Below are 16,439 nucleotides of genomic sequence, written 5' to 3'. Positions count from 1 at the left end.
GGTTCAAGCCTTTATTTCATCAATGGTGAATGTGCAGTGCGCGCCTGCCGCACCCGCTCCGCTCGCGGGAAGGTTAAGAACAAGGGATGTCGCGCCACCAGGTCCCGCGTTTACTTGAAAACTCTGCAACGTGGTTGACGCAGGAACGAACTCGTGTTCGAAAAAAAAGTTATCGGTAGTACCTGCTACCTTGGTATTCATAGGCACGCAGTCGAGTGCATTCGCCGTACCCACCTTGAACAACGATACCGCCCACGATGAAACAGCCCCACACGACCCAATTCCACTGACGCGCAAGCGCAGCTTATTACTGGTGCTCTTCGGCGTAATGGACAGGGACATAATCATCGTTCCCTCTCCGATCTGAGGAACGCTGTTATCAGCAGGGATAATGGTTGTTATAGCGCCTGCACTAGCATACGTCGTAGAAACGCTATCTATAACTGAGCCGATCGGGAAGAAACTGTCACGTAGAACAGCCGGCGTTATCTCGCTAACGATGCCGCCAACAACCGAGCCAAGCAATCGAAGCGCGGACATAGCCTGCATCTTGGCGTAGGTTGCGGCGTTGTTCGCCAGCGCTCTGGTGCTTACGCCACCAGTCGCGTGTTTTTCTTCTGTGACTGATCCATCAGGAGGCGTCCCGATAGGTATCGCATTCGACACGCGCACTTCAAAAAGCACACCAAGCGGCACGCTGATTTTTATTTTTGGCGCGCCGGAAACGTATACAAGTCCGTAGTCCCCCGTCGAAATCATCTGCGCTGTGCGCCCCATGATAGGGAACATGTTGTTAGCGGACCCAGGATCGATCGTCAGCGGATAAAGATCATCGGCAACGCCAGTGCCCGTGAACGGTCCCATGACGGCCCAATTATTCCGGGCAAAGTCAGCATAGTCAGATGCCGCCTGTTCTGCAGCTTCCGCACCAGCCAAGATGGCAGCACTGGCTTGATCGCTGATAAGACGGAAGGTAGATCCCGATACAAAACCCAAAAGGTTTCCGACAAGGCCACCGACGACTGGGCTATTGCCACTGTTGGTCTTAATCGCCAACGCGCTTCCACCATTGAAAGCGATCGTAGGCGTGGTTGTCGTGTTCGGCGCGACGACATTGACGCTGATGAGGCTATTGGACGAGTTGAAATCAACCCCTACAGGGATAGTCGCCTGAATAGCATCCGCTGTGCCGGCACCCGTATTGGTCGCTTTTGCGTAAGGATAATTTTGGTCGTACAGCAACCGGAACGTCGACCCCTTGATTACTCCGGTCACGACACTTCCGCCGATCAGTTCATTTTGAACTACGTCCTTACCCTGAAAGTCCTTCACCGTGAGCGGCGATCCGCCATTGAAGGCAATTGTCACCGGCGAAGAATCGTTATTTTCGAAGATGGAAAGAACAATTATTTGCGAGGGCGAAACTGGGATAGGTGTCGTTGCTTGAATTGCATTGGGCGATCCGGTGCCTGCGTCTGATGCAACAACAAATGAGTATGGAAGATCGGCAATGCGGGACCATGAGCCAGCCCCTGAACCGCCCAACTTCGTGTAGATGCCGTTATATGCTGCTGTCGCGTCACCGATAACCCAGGCCATCGAATTGGCTGCGTGGGCAAGATCAGCATAAAGAGAACTGCGGGACGTGTAGACAGAGCCGCTATTCGCGCCAATCGAAGCCAGAAATGATTCAATCCACGTACCCCATTCCCGTATATCGGCCTTGAACGGCTCTAGGGGCGCAGATGAAGGGCCATCAGCCCATATGTTAACAGCAAGGTTGACCATGTCTTTCCTCGATTAGGTAACGGTGAATACGCCGGTTGCGACCGGTGTGCCGGCGACACCGGAGCGATTGAACGGAACGATCCATCCGTATTTGACACCAGCGGTCAGGGTGACGGCCTTGGAATAGACTAGGCCGGGACCACCATAGGTTGGCGGCGCGACGGCCGTGGCCGTGCTGAAGCTATTTGTCGTGTTCCAGTAAAGACGGGAGCCGGAATAGTTTGCGCTGTTCGGCGCGGTCCAGGCATAGGTCGCCGTGCCGGTTCCAGGCGTAACCGAAACACTCGTCACCGGACCGGGAGGTGTCGGGTCAGACGTCGACGTGACGTCTTCGGTCGCCGACCAGTCAGAGTACTGTCCCTTGGCATTGACGAACGCGACCTGCACGTCCAGCACCTTGTCGGATGGCACGATATCGGTCGTCAGCAGGATAGAACCAGCCGAGGGTGTGACACTATTATTAACCTTTTCGACCCAGCCCCCCGGAACGCCGCCACCGGTGTCAGCGACGCGGTAGCGAACCGACGGCGTCAAGCTGCTGTCGTTCGGATCGTTAATCGTCACCTGCAGATAAACTGTTCCATTGTTTGGCACGGCGACCACCGAACTGATGACGGGCGTGTCGAGGCCGGCTGCGTTCGGCGCAGACGGGACCGGCGGCTGTTGGCCTTCGTCGGTCGCCGGCGCCCAGTCGTCGATGTTGTCTGGATGGAGATTGAACTCCATCGAGAAGCCGCCCTTGGTGAGGTTCAGCGTCGACTTGCGGTTTTCGATCAGCTTGCCGTCGAGCCGCGGTATACGGTTGGGCGTATCGAGGCGCAGCCAACGAGCATAAATACCATTGACGCCGGACAGCCGCACATCAAGCGATCCTTTGACCCGCATTTGGATGCGTAACCATTCACGCTTGCCAAGACGACGCGCCTGGCGCCATTGATGGACCCAGCCGTAATCGGCCTCTTGCGCCAGAACCCGGCCGGCGGAAAGCTGACGCGACATATCCTCGAAAAAGTCCGTGTCGCTGGTCGTGTAGTCGGTCGCCGGATAGGTAAATTTCGGGATGAGGCGGTTGCACTCGTCCTCGAAGAGGACATCGTACTGCACCTGATGGCCGGATATATCCTCGTCGGTCAGGACCTGAACGCGGCTTTCGCGGAATTTTCCGACCGTGAGCAGGAGGGCGCCATCGCCGCGCTCGCAGATCCAACCGTCGCAGGACGCCAGGATTGCGTTGGTCGCGATCTTCGGATCATGGTCGGCTGTATCGAACCCGTTGCACTCGTAGCGGTTCTCCGTGCCGCCGCCACTCAGCGGCACAGCCTCGTCGCAAATGTTCGCCTCCTCGATCCACATATCGAGCAACGGCAGGATCGCTACCCTATAGTCGCGTCGGTGGCCGAATTCGTTGAAGCACCAGTGCCAGCACATGACGAGCACTGAATTGTTCGAAAATGTCCACGTCGAAGGGTTCGCCGGATCCTGCGCCGAATCCCGGAAGTCCCAGACATAAGCGCCGTCGATTTCGACCGACAGGCGCGGAATATTGTACGGAAAGCGCTTTGAGAAATCCTGCGCTTTCGGGGTCGTCGCGATCATCGCCACGGACGCCTGCCCATCGCCGCGATGCCCGCTTGTCCATATACCTTGACCGCCCAAATACCCGACGATGACGTCGTACGCTGTTTCCGGATTGACGCCGAGACGGGCATATAGGTGCACCTGGCTGGAGCCATAGCGACCATCCGGAAGCCCATTGACCGTGCCATCCGACTGGATCGTCACCTGGTCGTCGTGGAGATACCAGCGATTGACGGCATGGATACGATGGCCTGCGACTGCCTGCACGGCAAACAGACGGGATCCCAAGGCCTCCCACAGCATATAGGCCCCGGCGACGCGCGTCGTTCCGACGACCCATTGGCGATAGGGCGTCGACTGCGTCAGCGGCACCTTGCCATCGTCAGGCGTAGGTAGCTTCGGCTTGGACGTCAGCAGCATCTGCAGCCCGGTCACGACCGCCGTCGTTGCGATCGCGCCGGCGATCGACGCCGCAGAGACCCCGAAGATTGATCCGGTAATACCAATTGACGAGAAGATAGACGTAAAGATCGGTGTGAAGATCGGATCCTTGCGGTGCGGCCCGCGCCGCATCGTGCGCCGGCGCGTATTCGCCATCCCGCAGTTCAATTCCTCGAATTGCGATATTGGAAAATCGTCGCGCATCAAGCCGCGATCCTCCAGGCCGCAACCCATTCCATCCGCTTGCGCACCACGCCGCCCTTCGGTGTCAGACCGCACCACAACGGTCCCCAGCGCACGGCCGCGATTTCCTTGACGGCTTCGCCTCCGAAGGCCAGATCGGCCGGAATACGGACGATACCGACGTCGCCGTCGCAAGGCTTGCGGGTCCGCTGGAATCCATGTGCCGAAAGCAGGTTATCGGTGATCGCGATCAAGCCGCCATGACGCTGGATAACGATGTCGGCGCCGACAGCATCGCTGTAACTACCCCGCAGATGCGCGATGACATCGACGCCGGTTGCTTCCTTGACCCAGGCCGCAGCGAACGTCATACAATCATTGCCACCGATCCCACCAAAACGGAAACGGTGATGCGCCTCCAGAAATTCTTCTAGAATCATGGCATTGCTTTCATGTGTCGGAAAATCAGTAGTTCGGCCAGGCCGGCTGTACGCCGCGAGCGATGCGCGCGGTTTGGTCGCAAAACTTGTCGGTCGGCGCGATCGCCTTTTGCATCGCGCTCGACCACAGGGAGCGCGAGGCCCGTGAGCGGGTGGATTCGCCCGTCGCGACCGTGAGCGACAGGTTGAGTGTCTGGTTGTCCGTGCCGCTGACCGAGCTGCTCGCCTCGCTGAGATAGGCGGCAGTACCCTGCCATATCGGAATGATCGAGCTCATCGGCTGGAAGTACTGATCGAGCGTGGTCAGGCCCATGTGAACTTCGGCGCCGCGTACAGTCGGGATGCTGTCGATCATGCGCTGCGCCGCCGAGGGATCGATACCGCTCACGGTAAAGTCGACGCTGTCGGCCGTGCCGTTGACAAGGACTTCGAGTGTCGGGACGCCAATCAGTCTGCCGCCGCCCAGGTAGACCGTGCCGGACGGATCGATGCTGTCTATTCCGGCCGGGATATCGTTCACGCCAAGCCAGAGATGCAGCGCCGGCGCTGTCGCCATCCGCAGGAAGATCCCAAGCTGATGGCTACCGCGCATTTCGGCGATAATATCGTCGCGGACCCACCCCATCAGAAGGCTTCCACAAAATCCAGCGTCGGGCTCGCACGCCACCAGCCTTGCACGTCCCAAGGAACGGTCGATCCCGGCGCTAGCTTCATGGCGCAACGCGGACGCGCAAATTCAATGCGCGTTCCGGCTGAAGCCGCCTCCCTCAACGGCGGCGCCAGCGCGACGATATATTCCTGATAGGGATTTGGCGTGCCCGATATCGTCTCGATGCCATCATCAAGACGAGTGACGACCTGCCAATACCGATAGGCGCGCCAGCCTTTCGTCGAGTGGTAGATCGAAAACCAGTCCGACCAGCGAAGCGGCCGCGATGGATTGTAGATCCGCAGATGCAGTTGCCCGGCGTTGAGCGGCGCATCCTCGATGACCTTGCCCCAGACGGTTGCCTGGCTGTATCCGGACGTATCCGAGAAGAGAGCGCCGTCAGAATGCGGAATCCCATTGACGACCGGGATCGGCCAGCGATCGAACGTCGGGAACGGGCCCATCCAGTCGGACTTGATCGGCACGTTGATGAACCGAAACGACCCGTTCAACAGCGCGCCCAGGTAGTTCAGGTACTCATGCTCTTCGCGGTCCTGGATGAAGCATGGTCCCAGCGAATGCGTCAGGAAGCCGCCGCCAGCCATCTCGATCGAGATTGACTGATTGAGCCCATTACGTCCGCCTTCGATCGCACTTCCGACGACGTCGAGCACGAACCGGCTCGGCTTCAGGTAGTCGATGTAGAGCGTGTCGAGGTTGATATAGGACGCCATAATCAGCCCTTCTGCGACGCATATCTTGCATTCATCGTGCCGATACCCTGCCGCCGCATGCCTTCGCTATAATTGAATAGGCCGCTGTTGACGGCATCATCGGCATGGCGCTTGGAGACCTTCTTGACGTAGGCCTGCAGGTTACCATCGTCGTCGACCGTGACGCCGACATTGACGTCAGACACGCCGCCACCACCGCCGTTCGAATTGGCTGCTCGCTGCATCATGGCTTCTGTTTTGTGGTTGGGGACCACTTGCGAGCCACGCGGCAAATTGACAAGCTCGCGACCGTTTTCGCCGACCATGGCAGCGCCACCTGGAGAAAAGTCTGTACCGTTTGCAAATGCAGGAAGCGCTGCGCCAGTATACGCTGTCGCTCCTGCACCAAGATCAAAACCTTTCGTGCCGCCACCGAAGAGGTTGCCGAGCCAGCCAAACAGGCCGCCACCAGATGAGCCGCCGGCAGAGACGCCACTGGCCAATGAGCCGCCGGCCTGGCTTAGACCTGTGCCAAGCTGATTAAGACCAGCACCCAACTGACCGACACCCTGCGTCGCCTGCGACGCTGTGCTACCGAACTTACCCAACGCGTTTTCGGCGCCATTCAGCCGGCCCGTAAAATTGTCCGCTCCTTGCGGGTTTGCCCAGGTAAAGCCTTTTGGACGCTCAAATCCTGCGAACGCCGCCGTTGCGCCACCGACGTCCTTGGAGGACATCAATGCCTTGAACGCTTTATTTTCCGGGCCCTGTAATTCGCTCCATGCAAAGTTGAGCTGCGAATTGACGTCGCCGAGGTTTTGACGTCCGCCGATCGAATTCAGCAGCTGCGGCGAACGGCTGTTCCACTGAAACAGACCAAGCGCATTGCCATTGTCGCCCTTTGCTAGCGGATTGAACGCACTCTCAGCGCCAACATTGCCCATGATGCCGGCAATCTGGTGCGGCTGCAGCCCCTTCCCAGCAAAGAAGTTCCAGACCTGACCTTGTACGCCACCAGCGCCTGTGATGGCAGCTGCCGGCGAGTTGTCGTTAGCGGCTTGCGCGATACCAGATCCGCTTGAAGATTTTCCTCCGAAGATCGAGCCCAGCAAACCACCACCTGTCGAAGCAAGTGAGGAAGTCGATGTTGCACCACCGCTCGTACCAGTGAGCAGTCGAACGACAAGATTACTCAGCGTGTTCGCCGCGTCATCGCCGATCTTCGACAGCGCGCTCAGAGCTGCATTTTTTAGTGAGGAACCAAAGGCTTCGCCGACCTTCCCGCCATTTGAGACCAACTGCTGACGAAAGTCACTCATGAAACCGGTGACACTATCCTTGATCGCAGAGGTTCTGAGGTTCTGGCGAATGAGGTTCGCTTCACTTGATTGCATATCTATCGGCAATCCAGCGCCTTGGAGGCGCGAAGCAATCTGCTGATCTTGTGGGCTGCGGAAGATCTGGTCTCGCTCAAGGCTAAGGTCTTTCGTCAGCTTGGCCTTGTTATATTGGTCAGTGAGCTTGCCGAGCTCGTCCGACTTCCGCTTGATGAGTTCGATTTCCCTCTGATCGACCTCAGTATTATTTTTCGCAGCATCCTGGCGCAGCTGCTCGGTCAGCTGATATTCCTGGCGTAGTTTTGCTGCCTCGCCTGCCGTCTTACCGATTAGGTTGATCTCCATCTGCTGATCGGAGACCGTCTTTTCGAGGTTCATCTTTCGATCGCGCTGCGCATCCGCGAGCGCCTTCTGAGCTTGGATCTCTGCAAGTTGCCCGGCCTGGTTTATGCGCTGGCTGCGCTGCGCCGGGGTCTCGTCATTGTTGTACTGCGCCGCAGCACTTTTGCGCGCCGCATCGGCCCGCTCACCTGGCGACCTGGCGTTGACGCCGGCGACCTGCGCGTCGAACGACTGCGTAGAGCGCTGAAGGGAAATCCGCTGACGAGACTTGAACAGCTCGTACTCGCCCATGTCGTTCTGGTTGGTCGTGCCCTGCGACAGCAACTGACCGTTTGGACCGATATTGTTGAAGATGGCAAGTTTTTTGGCGTCCAGTTCGCGCGTCTGCTGGTTCAGTTCCATAAGGCCCTTACCAAGCACGACGACCTGGTCTGCGACGTTCTGGATTCCCCGGCTTTGACCGACCTTCGTTACATCCTCGATAAAGTGCCCAAAGGCATCGGTCGAGTTGTCCGCCAATCCGAGCTTGAGACGAGCGATTGCAGCCGAGAATGGCTCTAGAGACTGCGTCGTCTCCTTTCCATCATCACCAAGTACCTTGATCGAACCCGCCGCAGTCAGAAAGCTCTGGCCCAATAGCTTTACAGCATCGGCCGACCGCGCCAGGTTATCGGGGTTTTCCGACGAGCCGAGCAATTTGTTGAACGTCTGATCGACTGACGACTGAAACTGCTTAAGGTCGGGATTGCCCTGACGGATCGAACTCAGCAGAGCGTCGACAGGCTGCTGAAAATCGGCAAGACCACCGGTCAGGCCCGTCAGCGCCTTTGGCTGGATATTCGTCGATGAAAACGGCAGGTAGCCGGCCATGCCGGCACTCGACTGGAGCGTCGTGACGTATTTCTTCTCTTCCTGCCGCGATACCGCACGCAGGATCTGCTCGTTGGCGCGAATGTTCGCATCGAGAAAGCCAGAACCCGAGAGCGAGGAAGAGACCTTGATCTGGTCGGCCAGTTCTCCATAGCGCTTGCGCAGCAGATCAATGTTATCGGAATGCGCCTTGATAGCATCATCGAGCGTCTTCACCGGCTGGATCGCTCTCGACCCGAACTGGATAGCCGCAGCACCGGCAGCAACAAAGCCGACCGATAGGAGACTGACGGGATTTATGAGCGACAAAAGACCGGTACCTAGCGTTGCCAGCGCTTGCTTGCCTCCCTGTCCGGCCAACGCGCTGGAAAGCTGAGTTCCCTGCTGCAGCCCGATGACTGCCGGGTTGGTGCCGCCGACGGCTTGAACGATCGTGTCTTGCGCCTGATAGGCGACGCTCAGCGCCTGGTAATGATTGACGTTGTTATTGGCCGGCTGCAGTTTCTGCTGTGCCTGGATCTTGGAGTTTGCCTGATCAACCGCCTTGGCAAGCGCTGTCTGATTGGTCGCCGCCAGTTTCGATGAATCGGCCATTTGGCCGTATTTACGATAGAGCCCTTCGAGCGAAGCGACGGCCTCATCTGTCGAAAACCGTCCGGTATCAAGCGCCCGCGAAATATTACCCAGCCCCTTCTGAAAATCCGCCGTCGCCGAATATCCGGCAATCAACGTACGCCTAAGGCGCTCGACGCCGTCAGCTGCACTGGTGATTTTTTGGCTGGACGACAGGGCGGCGGCAGCGGCAAGCTGAGAGCTTCCCGCGAAGGCGCTATTCGACGCGGTCGCAGCTTTGTCGGCTGCAACCTTGTCGCTTATCGCCTTGACGTAACCCGAAGAATCGCCGTCGAGCGTCACGCGCAGCGTTCTTGTCTGGCTATTATCTGCCACCGGTCTTTTTCTCCGCGTCGGCACGCCGCTTTGCATCCTCGGCCGAAATGGCGAGGTACTCTGCGTCGACCGCATTGATGAAGATGTGAAAGAGTTTCAGGTCATCGCCTACGATCCCATGATCCCGGGCGTAAGCGCTGATGGCCGTGTAGTAGATCGGCCCCTCGCCACCGAAGGACCCTATAAATCGCTCATATTGCAAAGCATCGAATGCCCTGAAATATAAGTTGTGCCAGGCTTCCGGATCATAGTCTCTCTCGGCTACCGGCTGCAGCCAGCGTTTATCCGGGTTTTCGGCGGCAAGTTCGGCAAGCCATCCTTGCAGCGCCGGCTTTGCCTTCCTTATGCGCGCGCGGAAGGCTTTCCGGAGTTTCCCGCGTCTTTATCCACGAACTGGAAATTGATCCGGGTCACCTGACCGGCGCACCACTCGACGGCCTTGATGATATCGCGATACTGGAACTGCCCCAGGATCTCCGCAGCGACCTCGCGGCTGTATTCCTCGTCGAACCCACGCCATCCATGGAGCAGATGCTCCGCATAGAGGGTGCCCAGGCGAGGAAGCAGGATCTCGGTCGGCACGGTCGCGCCCTTGAACTGCGCGCCAAGGCGCTGAAGCAAAAGGTCTCGCGCCGTCTCGTATTCCGGAGAATAGAGCGACGAGACCAGGAAGTCGACACCAGGAAGATCGGCGGAGGAGATCCAGATACCCTTCTTTTCCTGGGCGACGTCGGCAGCAACTGAGCGTAGCTTGATAGTCATTGGATTACCTTTGATTGTCGGGATGGGTGGGAAGCAGGCTCCCGACGATCCTGCTTCCCGGTTTGCCGACAGAACTCGAAAGATCCGTCAGCCTCTGAGGCGTCAACTCTGTCGGGACGCCGATTTCACCTAGGCGACGTTACGTGTGATCGAGAGCGAAGCCGCACTCGTCGCGTCGTAATAGGCCTGGAATGGAACGGTCATCATCACGGCTTGGCCGTTGCCAGGCGCGCCGGGGCCGCCGTCCATCAGCTTCACCTTCGGAAAGGCGAAGGTGTATTTCTGGCCGGTCGCATTCCCGACCGTGAACGAGATACCAACATCGGAATGGCTGAGGATTGCCTGGTAGGCATCGAGGTTCTCGAAATAGGTCTCGAGCGACCCCGTCAGTTCGAAGCGACCGAGGCCATGGCTGTATGGCTCATAGGCCCCGACCACATCGTTCTGGTAGATGTTGTTTGTGATGTTGATCGACATCGACCGGATCATCGGCGAGCTCGCGATACCCGTCAGCGCCAAGTTAGCGACGTTGAGGCCGGCATTCATGACCGGCGTCGTCGTGGGATCGGTATAGGTGGCACCGGCGATGATCGCTGTCGTCGGGGTCGGCGAACGGATACCCATGATACCCCAGTTCGCAGTAATCGGCTGGCGCGCCTGCAGGTTCATCGCAAGCGTATTGATCCGGCAACCCTGATACCGAACATAGGTATCCGTGGCACCCTGCTCATAGAAGAATTCCAGGGTCGATGCCTTCTGGATAATGCCGTTCTTCAGCACATCGGTTGCCCACGCCGAGCAGAGCAGGCGCTCCAGCCACGTATCGAACGTGCCGTAGGACAGATCGCAATTGATCGTGCCCTGCACCGAGCGACCGACGTCGACGATAGATGCGACGTTGCGATCGGCGCGGACTTCGTTCGGGATATCGGTCTGCTTGTTGATGCGCACGTCGGCAGTCAGGTAGCGCATGATCTGGAAGGCCGGCGTGGCGGGGGTCGTGCCGATCGTCACCTCGGAGATGTCGGCAAGGCGTACCTGTGAGCCGTCTGATACGGTCATGATATAGGCTCCATCTAAGGGCTTGGCGCGTCAGTGACGGGCCGGGCGAGCTTGCCGAAGGCTCGTTTTCGGCGACCGGCTAGGCCGGAATTCAGATTTCGGACTGACCGCCCTCGGTGACTTCAGTTGCCTGGACGGGCTCGGACGCGGGCACCTCCGCCGGAGCAGGCTGCGCGTCTGTGGCGCCCACCGCATTGGCTGTCCCGAGCCCCTTGGCCTCCAGCAGATCCGCTTCCTCATCCGTGATGGGCAGCGACATGATGCCCGCCTCGAAGCGGGTGATGCTGCCTTCGGGAAAGGTGAAGGATACGGTCGGAAGAAACATCTTCATGGGGAGCCTCCTGACGGCCTTAGCCGAGGTTGGTGATGTCGCGGCGATACCAGGTGATCGTCGCGGCGATTGAGAAATAGTTCGGGAAGTTGCCGCCAGGGTCACCGGCGCCGATCGACAGCTGCGGCATGAACAGCTGTCCGATCGGCTGCTCGCGAAACAGGTTGAGCAGCTGATTGGCATAGACGCGCGCTTGGCGGCTGCCCTGCATGGAGGGAACCATCACATGCATGTAGGTCACACCCTGCTCAAGGAACATGTTTTCGCCAGGCGCACCGACGCTTTCCTGATTGTAGGTGTCGCCGTAGATCTCGACGTAAACGAAGGCCTCAACGTTGCTGTCGATCAGGTCCTGGCAATCTTCGTTCTCGAAGCGCAGCGGCGTCGCCGTCCACGCATCGACCAGCCGGTCATGAAACGAATCGTAGGTCGCGGGAGATGACATCAGAACGCCTGGTTGATGACGATTGCGGGATAGGTGATAGGATCGCCGGACTGCCGACCCTTGCGGCGCCCCTGCGAACCTTTGAGGATGTACGGCATACCGGCATGGACGCCCGAGGCGACGTTCAGCCACTTGGTCTCGAACGTGAAGGCACCAGCCGAATTGCGACTTCCGCCCGATCCGAAGGCGCTTGCGGTCACGCGCTTGGCCGCGTCGAACACCTGGTTGCGCTTGCCCTTGCCGATCACGCCGGCCTCCACCTTGCGGATGTACGGCTGGAAGTTGGTGATGATCACCTCGGCGCCCGCGCCGATCGCGTCATAGTCCGTCACGATCTTCTGGTCGGCCAGCACGATGAACGAATCCCGGAAGCGTCCGGACTTGACCGGCGAGCGCGAGCGCAATTCGTTGAGCGCGAACTTGATCACCGAATCCCAGAGCGCGAATTCGTAGACGATCGGGCCGGGAAGCTCGACCATCTCTTCCGCCACGCCCTGGCGGCCGTTGACATAGCGAACGTAGTTGTCGGTGGCCTGCCCCGAAGAGATCAGCTCCGAAACGCTCTGCTTGGCAAAAGTCGCCAGCGCCTTCTGCAGCACCGCCGGCTCGAAATCCTGCGTTGCCAGCTTCAATTCACGATCAAAGATCTCGAACGACGACGCCATGCTATTTTACCAGGATCTGCACAGGCCCGCGCAGCTTGAACTGTAGGCCGATGCCCGTGCTGTGATCGACGATGTATCGGCCGGAGATGGGATCGCGCAGGCACTTGACGACGACGCCCTCTTCCTCGTCGGCCGTGATGACGTCATGCACATGAACGCCGAACAACAGGATGGAAAACCCCCGTCGCGCCCAGCGAAGTTCGGCATAAGCCGCATACCCCGGATCGCTCTGCAACGCCGAGATCCGCATCAGCCGGCGACCACCAGATTGCAGCGCACCCACTCATTGCCGACGAAGATCGGGTCCGAAAACTTGACCTGCCGCTGCTTGCCCTTGACGAGCACATAGTCGTTGATGCGCGGAATGCGCGGATCGGCAGCACCATCCTGCGGCGCCTCTCCGGGCCATCCCGCCGCCAGGATCTGCGTCGGCGAAATGATCACCTCGAGGTCGGTCGCCGCGATCGTGCCGACGACCTTTTTTGCACTGACACCTCTGGCGCGCGCGCGGCATGCGACATCGGTCTTGATGTTTGCTACAACGCGGCGCACGACAATGTCTTCCCCGGTTTCAAGAAGGAAGGCGTCGAGGTCAGCAATGATCTTTTCTGGAGTCAGCATCTCAGACCCTGAAATTCCGGAAGCGCTTCAGCTGGCCGGCAACGATATCGGGAACAGCACCCTCGTTTGCCTGGCCGGGGATGGAGCCAACCCAGTATTCCTTTGTCGTGCTCTGAACTTCGAAGACGTCCGTCTGCTCGCGCTTCACGAAGGGATCGCGATTCTTGGCAAGCCATGATGAGCGCATGAAATCCATTGCCGCAAACTTCAGGTCGCCCGGGACTGTCTCAAAGCCTGCCTTGTAAACGACGACGATTTTCGAGCTATGCCAGAGGGCTTCGCAGCCGGACCGCATCCTGGCTACCATCGCGGACTCCGGATCGACGATGTAATCGTCCTCCGTCAGATCCTGCCCGCAGTCCGAGATGGACGTGATCAAGACATCATGGCGGCGGGCCAGGATAAGCTGGCCTGCATGCACGCCATAAAACGTTTCAGTCAGCGTCTCTTTGCGCAATGTGGGCTCGCCACCGCTCCCGACAGCAATGTTGCAGGCCGAGCAGATAGCTGCGGCGACCCGCTGATCGAGCAGGAGAAGCGCCGCATCCTTGCTCGTGTCGCTTGGCTCGAGACCGGCCGCGTCGCGGCGCTCTTCTTCGGTCAGAAGCGTGAGCGCCGGCGCTGGCGTCGTGATGACGAGCGTGCTCCTGGGAGAGTTGCGGCCCATATTTCGTTACGCCTGCGCTTCTTTGGAGTCGGGCTCGCTTGCGGCTTCGATGGCATCGCCGTCCGCCGCACCTTCCGCAGCGTCGCCACCACCTTCAGCGCCGGACTGATCTTCGCCGCCAGTAGCAGCGGACACGTCTTCCGGCGCATTGATGCAGGCGTCGATCAGGGCAGCGATGATGTCGGCCTTCTTGGCGGAGGCTGGAACCTCGACATGGGCGCTTTCGGCGACCTGCAGCAGTTCGGCCTTGCTCAGCTTGTCGAATGCCGTCGGCGCGGGAAGCGCCAGCGTTGGCGCCGCATCCACGGGATTTACGATGGAATGAGCATAGTCGCGGGCCGCGACCATGTTCGGAAGGCTGATATCGGCACTCAGGTTTACGCCGCCTGGATCATAGAGGTCGAAGCCACCCTCGGGCAGCGCCTCGACACGGAAGCCATGCGGGAGCGCGTCCGGGAGATTTGCCGAGAACACCTCGACCTCGAGGCCTGCAGCCTCGATTTCTTCATCGGTGACCTCTGCGACAGTACCCATGGCGAGACAGGACGTCGCCGCCGAATAGGGCATCACAATGATGTTTCCGGCTTCGCGGCCGATCAGCTGTCTCACATACATGGCACTAACCTCAAGTGGGAAATGAGATGAAAAAGGTGTCGCCGGACATCTTGCCCGGCGACATCAGGCATGAACCTGGATCAGTCGATGATCGCGCTCGGCGGCGTTTCCTGCTGGTAACGCAGGTCAGCCAGGATGAAGAGCGCCGCCGTGATATTGGCAGCGTTCGACGCGCCCGTCGTGAAGTACACGCAGTCGAAGCCGTTGTTGAAATCGAGATTGACCGGATCGATCTCGAAGATAACCTGCTTGTTCTTGACGCCGGCGTCAGTGGTGTAGCTGACCGCGTCGGTGCGGCGGATCAACGTATCCGAGATGGACGTGTCGAGATTTGCCCAGATCGGCACGGCATTGGCGACGGCCTTGGCACCGGTGCCCGATACATCCTGCGCCTGCATCAGGGTCAGGGCGACGGTCGCCGCATTGCCCTGCGAGAGAGAGACGACGATGTAGACCTTACCGGCATGTTTCAGCGACACGATGTCGGAGCTGCGGCCGGCGGCGTCGGCGGCAGGCGCGAGCGCCTCGACCACCTTCATCTGCTGAGGGAGAGTAACACGAGTCATTGCACGCTTTCCTTTCTAGGAACCGGATTGAGAAAGACGGCAGGTCGGGTCTGCCGTATCGAAGATGAATTCAGCGCGTCTGGAGCGCGATGAACGGGCTCTGAGTCTTCGTTCCCTTGTAGGGCGTCATCGGCACGGACCAGATCGGCTGACCGTTGAACCGGTAGACGAAGCGGAAGCAGGTCTCGTCATAGATGAAGCGGACGTGAATGGAGGATGCGGCCTCCATCGGACCCTTGTCGATCGCGAGGTACTGCGTCAGATCGACGAGCATGATGTCGCCGGCCGTGCCGAGCGTTGCTGCATACTCGACGGGGATGATCGGGCGACCCATCAGCGTGGCATACTGATTGCCCCCCTGGCCGGCCGGTGTAAACATGATCTGCGGCGCGGCAATACCGCCGACGTTTTCCGTGCCGGCGACGTTCTTGATCTTGACGTTGAACTGGTAGAGCTGCGGCTCGACGTCTTGGTTGACGATCCAGACGGCATTCTTGCGCGAGCGCGCCGGCATGCGCGCCCACATGTTGAAGATGTTTTCCGCAACGATCGTGGCCGATACCTGGTTGGTTTCCTTCGGAACGGTAATGACCGCACCGCTGTTAAGGAAGCCGAGCGGCATACCGGCGCCGGAGCCGTTGACGATGGCGTCCTCGATTTTGAACAGGAATTCGTCCGAGAAAGCCTGGTAGAGCCAGGCAGCCAGCGCCGTGCTGTCCTGCAGCAGCTCGTCGGTCGCGTAGCAGAGACCGGTCAGCTTATCGAGGTCCATGCGGATGCGACGGAACTTCGGACGGGATGCAAGCTTCAGCTGCGCTTCGCCGGTCCAGAAAGCCTGCACGCCGCCCCAGCGCGAGCCATTGGCGCGGCTCGTTTCGTCGACACCGTTCATGCTGATGCCGTTGGAGTTGGCGCCGATCGGAATGCGCATGATACGGCTGGCGATCTCGCCGCCCTCATAGGTGTTCTGGAGCAGGTCGTTGGCGAAGTCCGTCTGCACGAGGAAGCCGCCGTCGGCTGCGATGCCCTCCGACATGCCGGTCGGGCCGGCGCTCGGAGCAACCATCAGGCGCGGGTCCATGACGCGATGGTCCGGATGACCGGCACGGACGACGGCCAGCATCTGCTCTCCGAGCGAGGAGAAGCGCGCATTGCCGTCCCGCGCGCTTCCGGAGCGATCGGCGTGCTGATTACCGTCTTCGCCGGCGTTGCCGACGGCGCGCTGACGATCCATCTGCCGCTCGGCACGCTCGATATTTGCATCGATCTCGGTAAGTTCTGCCGAGATGGAGTCGTCGCGCGTTGCCTCGGCCGCCGTCAGGTTGCGGTTTTCCGAGGCTGCGATGTCGAAAATAGCCTGGGCTTCGCGGACGAGATCGGCGCGACGCTGGCGAAATGCTTTGATGCTCATGAGTT

Annotated in this window: 18 protein-coding genes; all 18 read right to left on the bottom strand. The window is 59.4% G+C overall.

Annotated elements, in window-relative coordinates; genetic code table 11:
- Positions 1–3 precede the first annotated feature (3 nt).
- The 18 genes from J5274_RS06740 to J5274_RS06655 all read right to left on the bottom strand — a co-directional run bounded on the left by J5274_RS06740 (position 4) and on the right by J5274_RS06655 (position 16,434).
- A complete protein-coding gene (locus J5274_RS06740) occupies positions 4–1,788 on the bottom strand; it encodes a hypothetical protein (RefSeq protein ID WP_219274875.1) in 1,785 nt (594 codons plus the stop codon).
- A 12-nt stretch (positions 1,789–1,800) separates the two neighbouring features.
- Positions 1,801–3,963: a hypothetical protein gene (locus J5274_RS06735; protein WP_219274874.1), complete on the bottom strand. Its 2,163-nt coding sequence runs from the start codon at positions 3,961–3,963 to the stop codon at positions 1,801–1,803.
- A 47-nt stretch (positions 3,964–4,010) separates the two neighbouring features.
- Positions 4,011–4,430 carry a hypothetical protein gene (locus tag J5274_RS06730; RefSeq protein ID WP_219274873.1) on the bottom strand — a complete coding sequence of 140 codons (420 nt, stop codon included), beginning with the start codon at positions 4,428–4,430 and terminating at the stop codon, positions 4,011–4,013.
- A gap of 25 nt (positions 4,431–4,455) precedes the next feature.
- The gene (locus J5274_RS06725; protein ID WP_219274872.1) at positions 4,456–5,055 is read right to left on the bottom strand and encodes a hypothetical protein; all 600 of its coding nucleotides are present in this window, start codon (positions 5,053–5,055) and stop codon (positions 4,456–4,458) included.
- Entirely contained in the window at positions 5,055–5,813 is a 759-nt protein-coding gene (locus J5274_RS06720) for a hypothetical protein (RefSeq protein ID WP_219274871.1), read from the bottom strand. Before J5274_RS06720 ends, J5274_RS06725 begins: the two co-directional genes overlap by 1 nt.
- Before the next feature lie 2 nt (positions 5,814–5,815).
- The gene (locus tag J5274_RS06715; protein WP_219274870.1) at positions 5,816–9,289 is read right to left on the bottom strand and encodes a phage tail tip lysozyme; all 3,474 of its coding nucleotides are present in this window, start codon (positions 9,287–9,289) and stop codon (positions 5,816–5,818) included.
- Positions 9,279–9,491: a hypothetical protein gene (locus J5274_RS06710; protein ID WP_219274869.1), complete on the bottom strand. Its 213-nt coding sequence runs from the start codon at positions 9,489–9,491 to the stop codon at positions 9,279–9,281. Before J5274_RS06710 ends, J5274_RS06715 begins: the two co-directional genes overlap by 11 nt.
- A gap of 140 nt (positions 9,492–9,631) precedes the next feature.
- The gene (locus tag J5274_RS06705) at positions 9,632–10,051 is read right to left on the bottom strand and encodes a hypothetical protein (protein WP_219274868.1); all 420 of its coding nucleotides are present in this window, start codon (positions 10,049–10,051) and stop codon (positions 9,632–9,634) included.
- A gap of 129 nt (positions 10,052–10,180) precedes the next feature.
- Positions 10,181–11,113: a phage tail tube protein gene (locus tag J5274_RS06700; RefSeq protein WP_219274867.1), complete on the bottom strand. Its 933-nt coding sequence runs from the start codon at positions 11,111–11,113 to the stop codon at positions 10,181–10,183.
- A gap of 91 nt (positions 11,114–11,204) precedes the next feature.
- Entirely contained in the window at positions 11,205–11,444 is a 240-nt protein-coding gene (locus tag J5274_RS06695; RefSeq protein WP_219274866.1) for a hypothetical protein, read from the bottom strand.
- A 19-nt stretch (positions 11,445–11,463) separates the two neighbouring features.
- Entirely contained in the window at positions 11,464–11,889 is a 426-nt protein-coding gene (locus J5274_RS06690) for a hypothetical protein (RefSeq protein ID WP_219274865.1), read from the bottom strand.
- A complete protein-coding gene (locus J5274_RS06685; RefSeq protein WP_219274864.1) occupies positions 11,889–12,554 on the bottom strand; it encodes a hypothetical protein in 666 nt (221 codons plus the stop codon). The genes J5274_RS06690 and J5274_RS06685 overlap by 1 nt, the downstream gene beginning before the upstream one ends.
- Position 12,555: 1 nt before the next feature.
- A complete protein-coding gene (locus tag J5274_RS06680; RefSeq protein ID WP_219274863.1) occupies positions 12,556–12,789 on the bottom strand; it encodes a hypothetical protein in 234 nt (77 codons plus the stop codon).
- A gap of 14 nt (positions 12,790–12,803) precedes the next feature.
- On the bottom strand, positions 12,804–13,175 hold the full coding sequence (locus J5274_RS06675) for a hypothetical protein (RefSeq protein WP_219274862.1): 372 nt from the start codon (positions 13,173–13,175) through the stop codon (positions 12,804–12,806).
- Between the two features lies 1 nt (position 13,176).
- Positions 13,177–13,842, bottom strand: coding sequence for a hypothetical protein (locus tag J5274_RS06670; protein ID WP_219274861.1), 666 nt, complete (start codon positions 13,840–13,842; stop codon positions 13,177–13,179).
- Positions 13,843–13,848: 6 nt separating this feature from the next.
- A complete protein-coding gene (locus J5274_RS06665; protein ID WP_219274860.1) occupies positions 13,849–14,457 on the bottom strand; it encodes a Rho termination factor N-terminal domain-containing protein in 609 nt (202 codons plus the stop codon).
- Positions 14,458–14,537: 80 nt separating this feature from the next.
- A complete protein-coding gene (locus J5274_RS06660) occupies positions 14,538–15,023 on the bottom strand; it encodes a hypothetical protein (RefSeq protein WP_219274859.1) in 486 nt (161 codons plus the stop codon).
- A gap of 70 nt (positions 15,024–15,093) precedes the next feature.
- Entirely contained in the window at positions 15,094–16,434 is a 1,341-nt protein-coding gene (locus tag J5274_RS06655) for a phage major capsid protein (RefSeq protein ID WP_219274858.1), read from the bottom strand.
- Positions 16,435–16,439: the final 5 nt, after the last annotated feature.

The sequence above is a fragment of the Rhizobium sp. L51/94 genome (assembly GCF_019355555.1).
In the GTDB taxonomy this organism is placed as follows: domain Bacteria; phylum Pseudomonadota; class Alphaproteobacteria; order Rhizobiales; family Rhizobiaceae; genus Rhizobium; species Rhizobium rhododendri.
This window is presented reverse-complemented; position numbering and strand designations above follow the sequence as displayed.

Bases quoted from the DNA above. Each gene is read 5' to 3' on its own strand.
- J5274_RS06740 (WP_219274875.1), bottom strand. From the start codon at position 1,788: ATGGTCAACCTTGCTGTTAACATATGGGCTGATGGCCCTTCATCTGCG.
- J5274_RS06735 (WP_219274874.1), bottom strand. From the start codon at position 3,963: ATGGCGAATACGCGCCGGCGCACGATGCGGCGCGGGCCGCACCGCAAG.
- J5274_RS06730 (WP_219274873.1), bottom strand. From the start codon at position 4,430: ATGATTCTAGAAGAATTTCTGGAGGCGCATCACCGTTTCCGTTTTGGT.
- J5274_RS06725 (WP_219274872.1), bottom strand. From the start codon at position 5,055: ATGGGGTGGGTCCGCGACGATATTATCGCCGAAATGCGCGGTAGCCAT.
- J5274_RS06720 (WP_219274871.1), bottom strand. From the start codon at position 5,813: ATGGCGTCCTATATCAACCTCGACACGCTCTACATCGACTACCTGAAG.
- J5274_RS06705 (WP_219274868.1), bottom strand. From the start codon at position 10,051: ATGACTATCAAGCTACGCTCAGTTGCTGCCGACGTCGCCCAGGAAAAG.
- J5274_RS06700 (WP_219274867.1), bottom strand. From the start codon at position 11,113: ATGACCGTATCAGACGGCTCACAGGTACGCCTTGCCGACATCTCCGAG.
- J5274_RS06695 (WP_219274866.1), bottom strand. From the start codon at position 11,444: ATGAAGATGTTTCTTCCGACCGTATCCTTCACCTTTCCCGAAGGCAGC.
- J5274_RS06690 (WP_219274865.1), bottom strand. From the start codon at position 11,889: ATGTCATCTCCCGCGACCTACGATTCGTTTCATGACCGGCTGGTCGAT.
- J5274_RS06685 (WP_219274864.1), bottom strand. From the start codon at position 12,554: ATGGCGTCGTCGTTCGAGATCTTTGATCGTGAATTGAAGCTGGCAACG.
- J5274_RS06675 (WP_219274862.1), bottom strand. From the start codon at position 13,175: ATGCTGACTCCAGAAAAGATCATTGCTGACCTCGACGCCTTCCTTCTT.
- J5274_RS06670 (WP_219274861.1), bottom strand. From the start codon at position 13,842: ATGGGCCGCAACTCTCCCAGGAGCACGCTCGTCATCACGACGCCAGCG.
- J5274_RS06665 (WP_219274860.1), bottom strand. From the start codon at position 14,457: ATGTATGTGAGACAGCTGATCGGCCGCGAAGCCGGAAACATCATTGTG.
- J5274_RS06660 (WP_219274859.1), bottom strand. From the start codon at position 15,023: ATGACTCGTGTTACTCTCCCTCAGCAGATGAAGGTGGTCGAGGCGCTC.
- J5274_RS06655 (WP_219274858.1), bottom strand. From the start codon at position 16,434: ATGAGCATCAAAGCATTTCGCCAGCGTCGCGCCGATCTCGTCCGCGAA.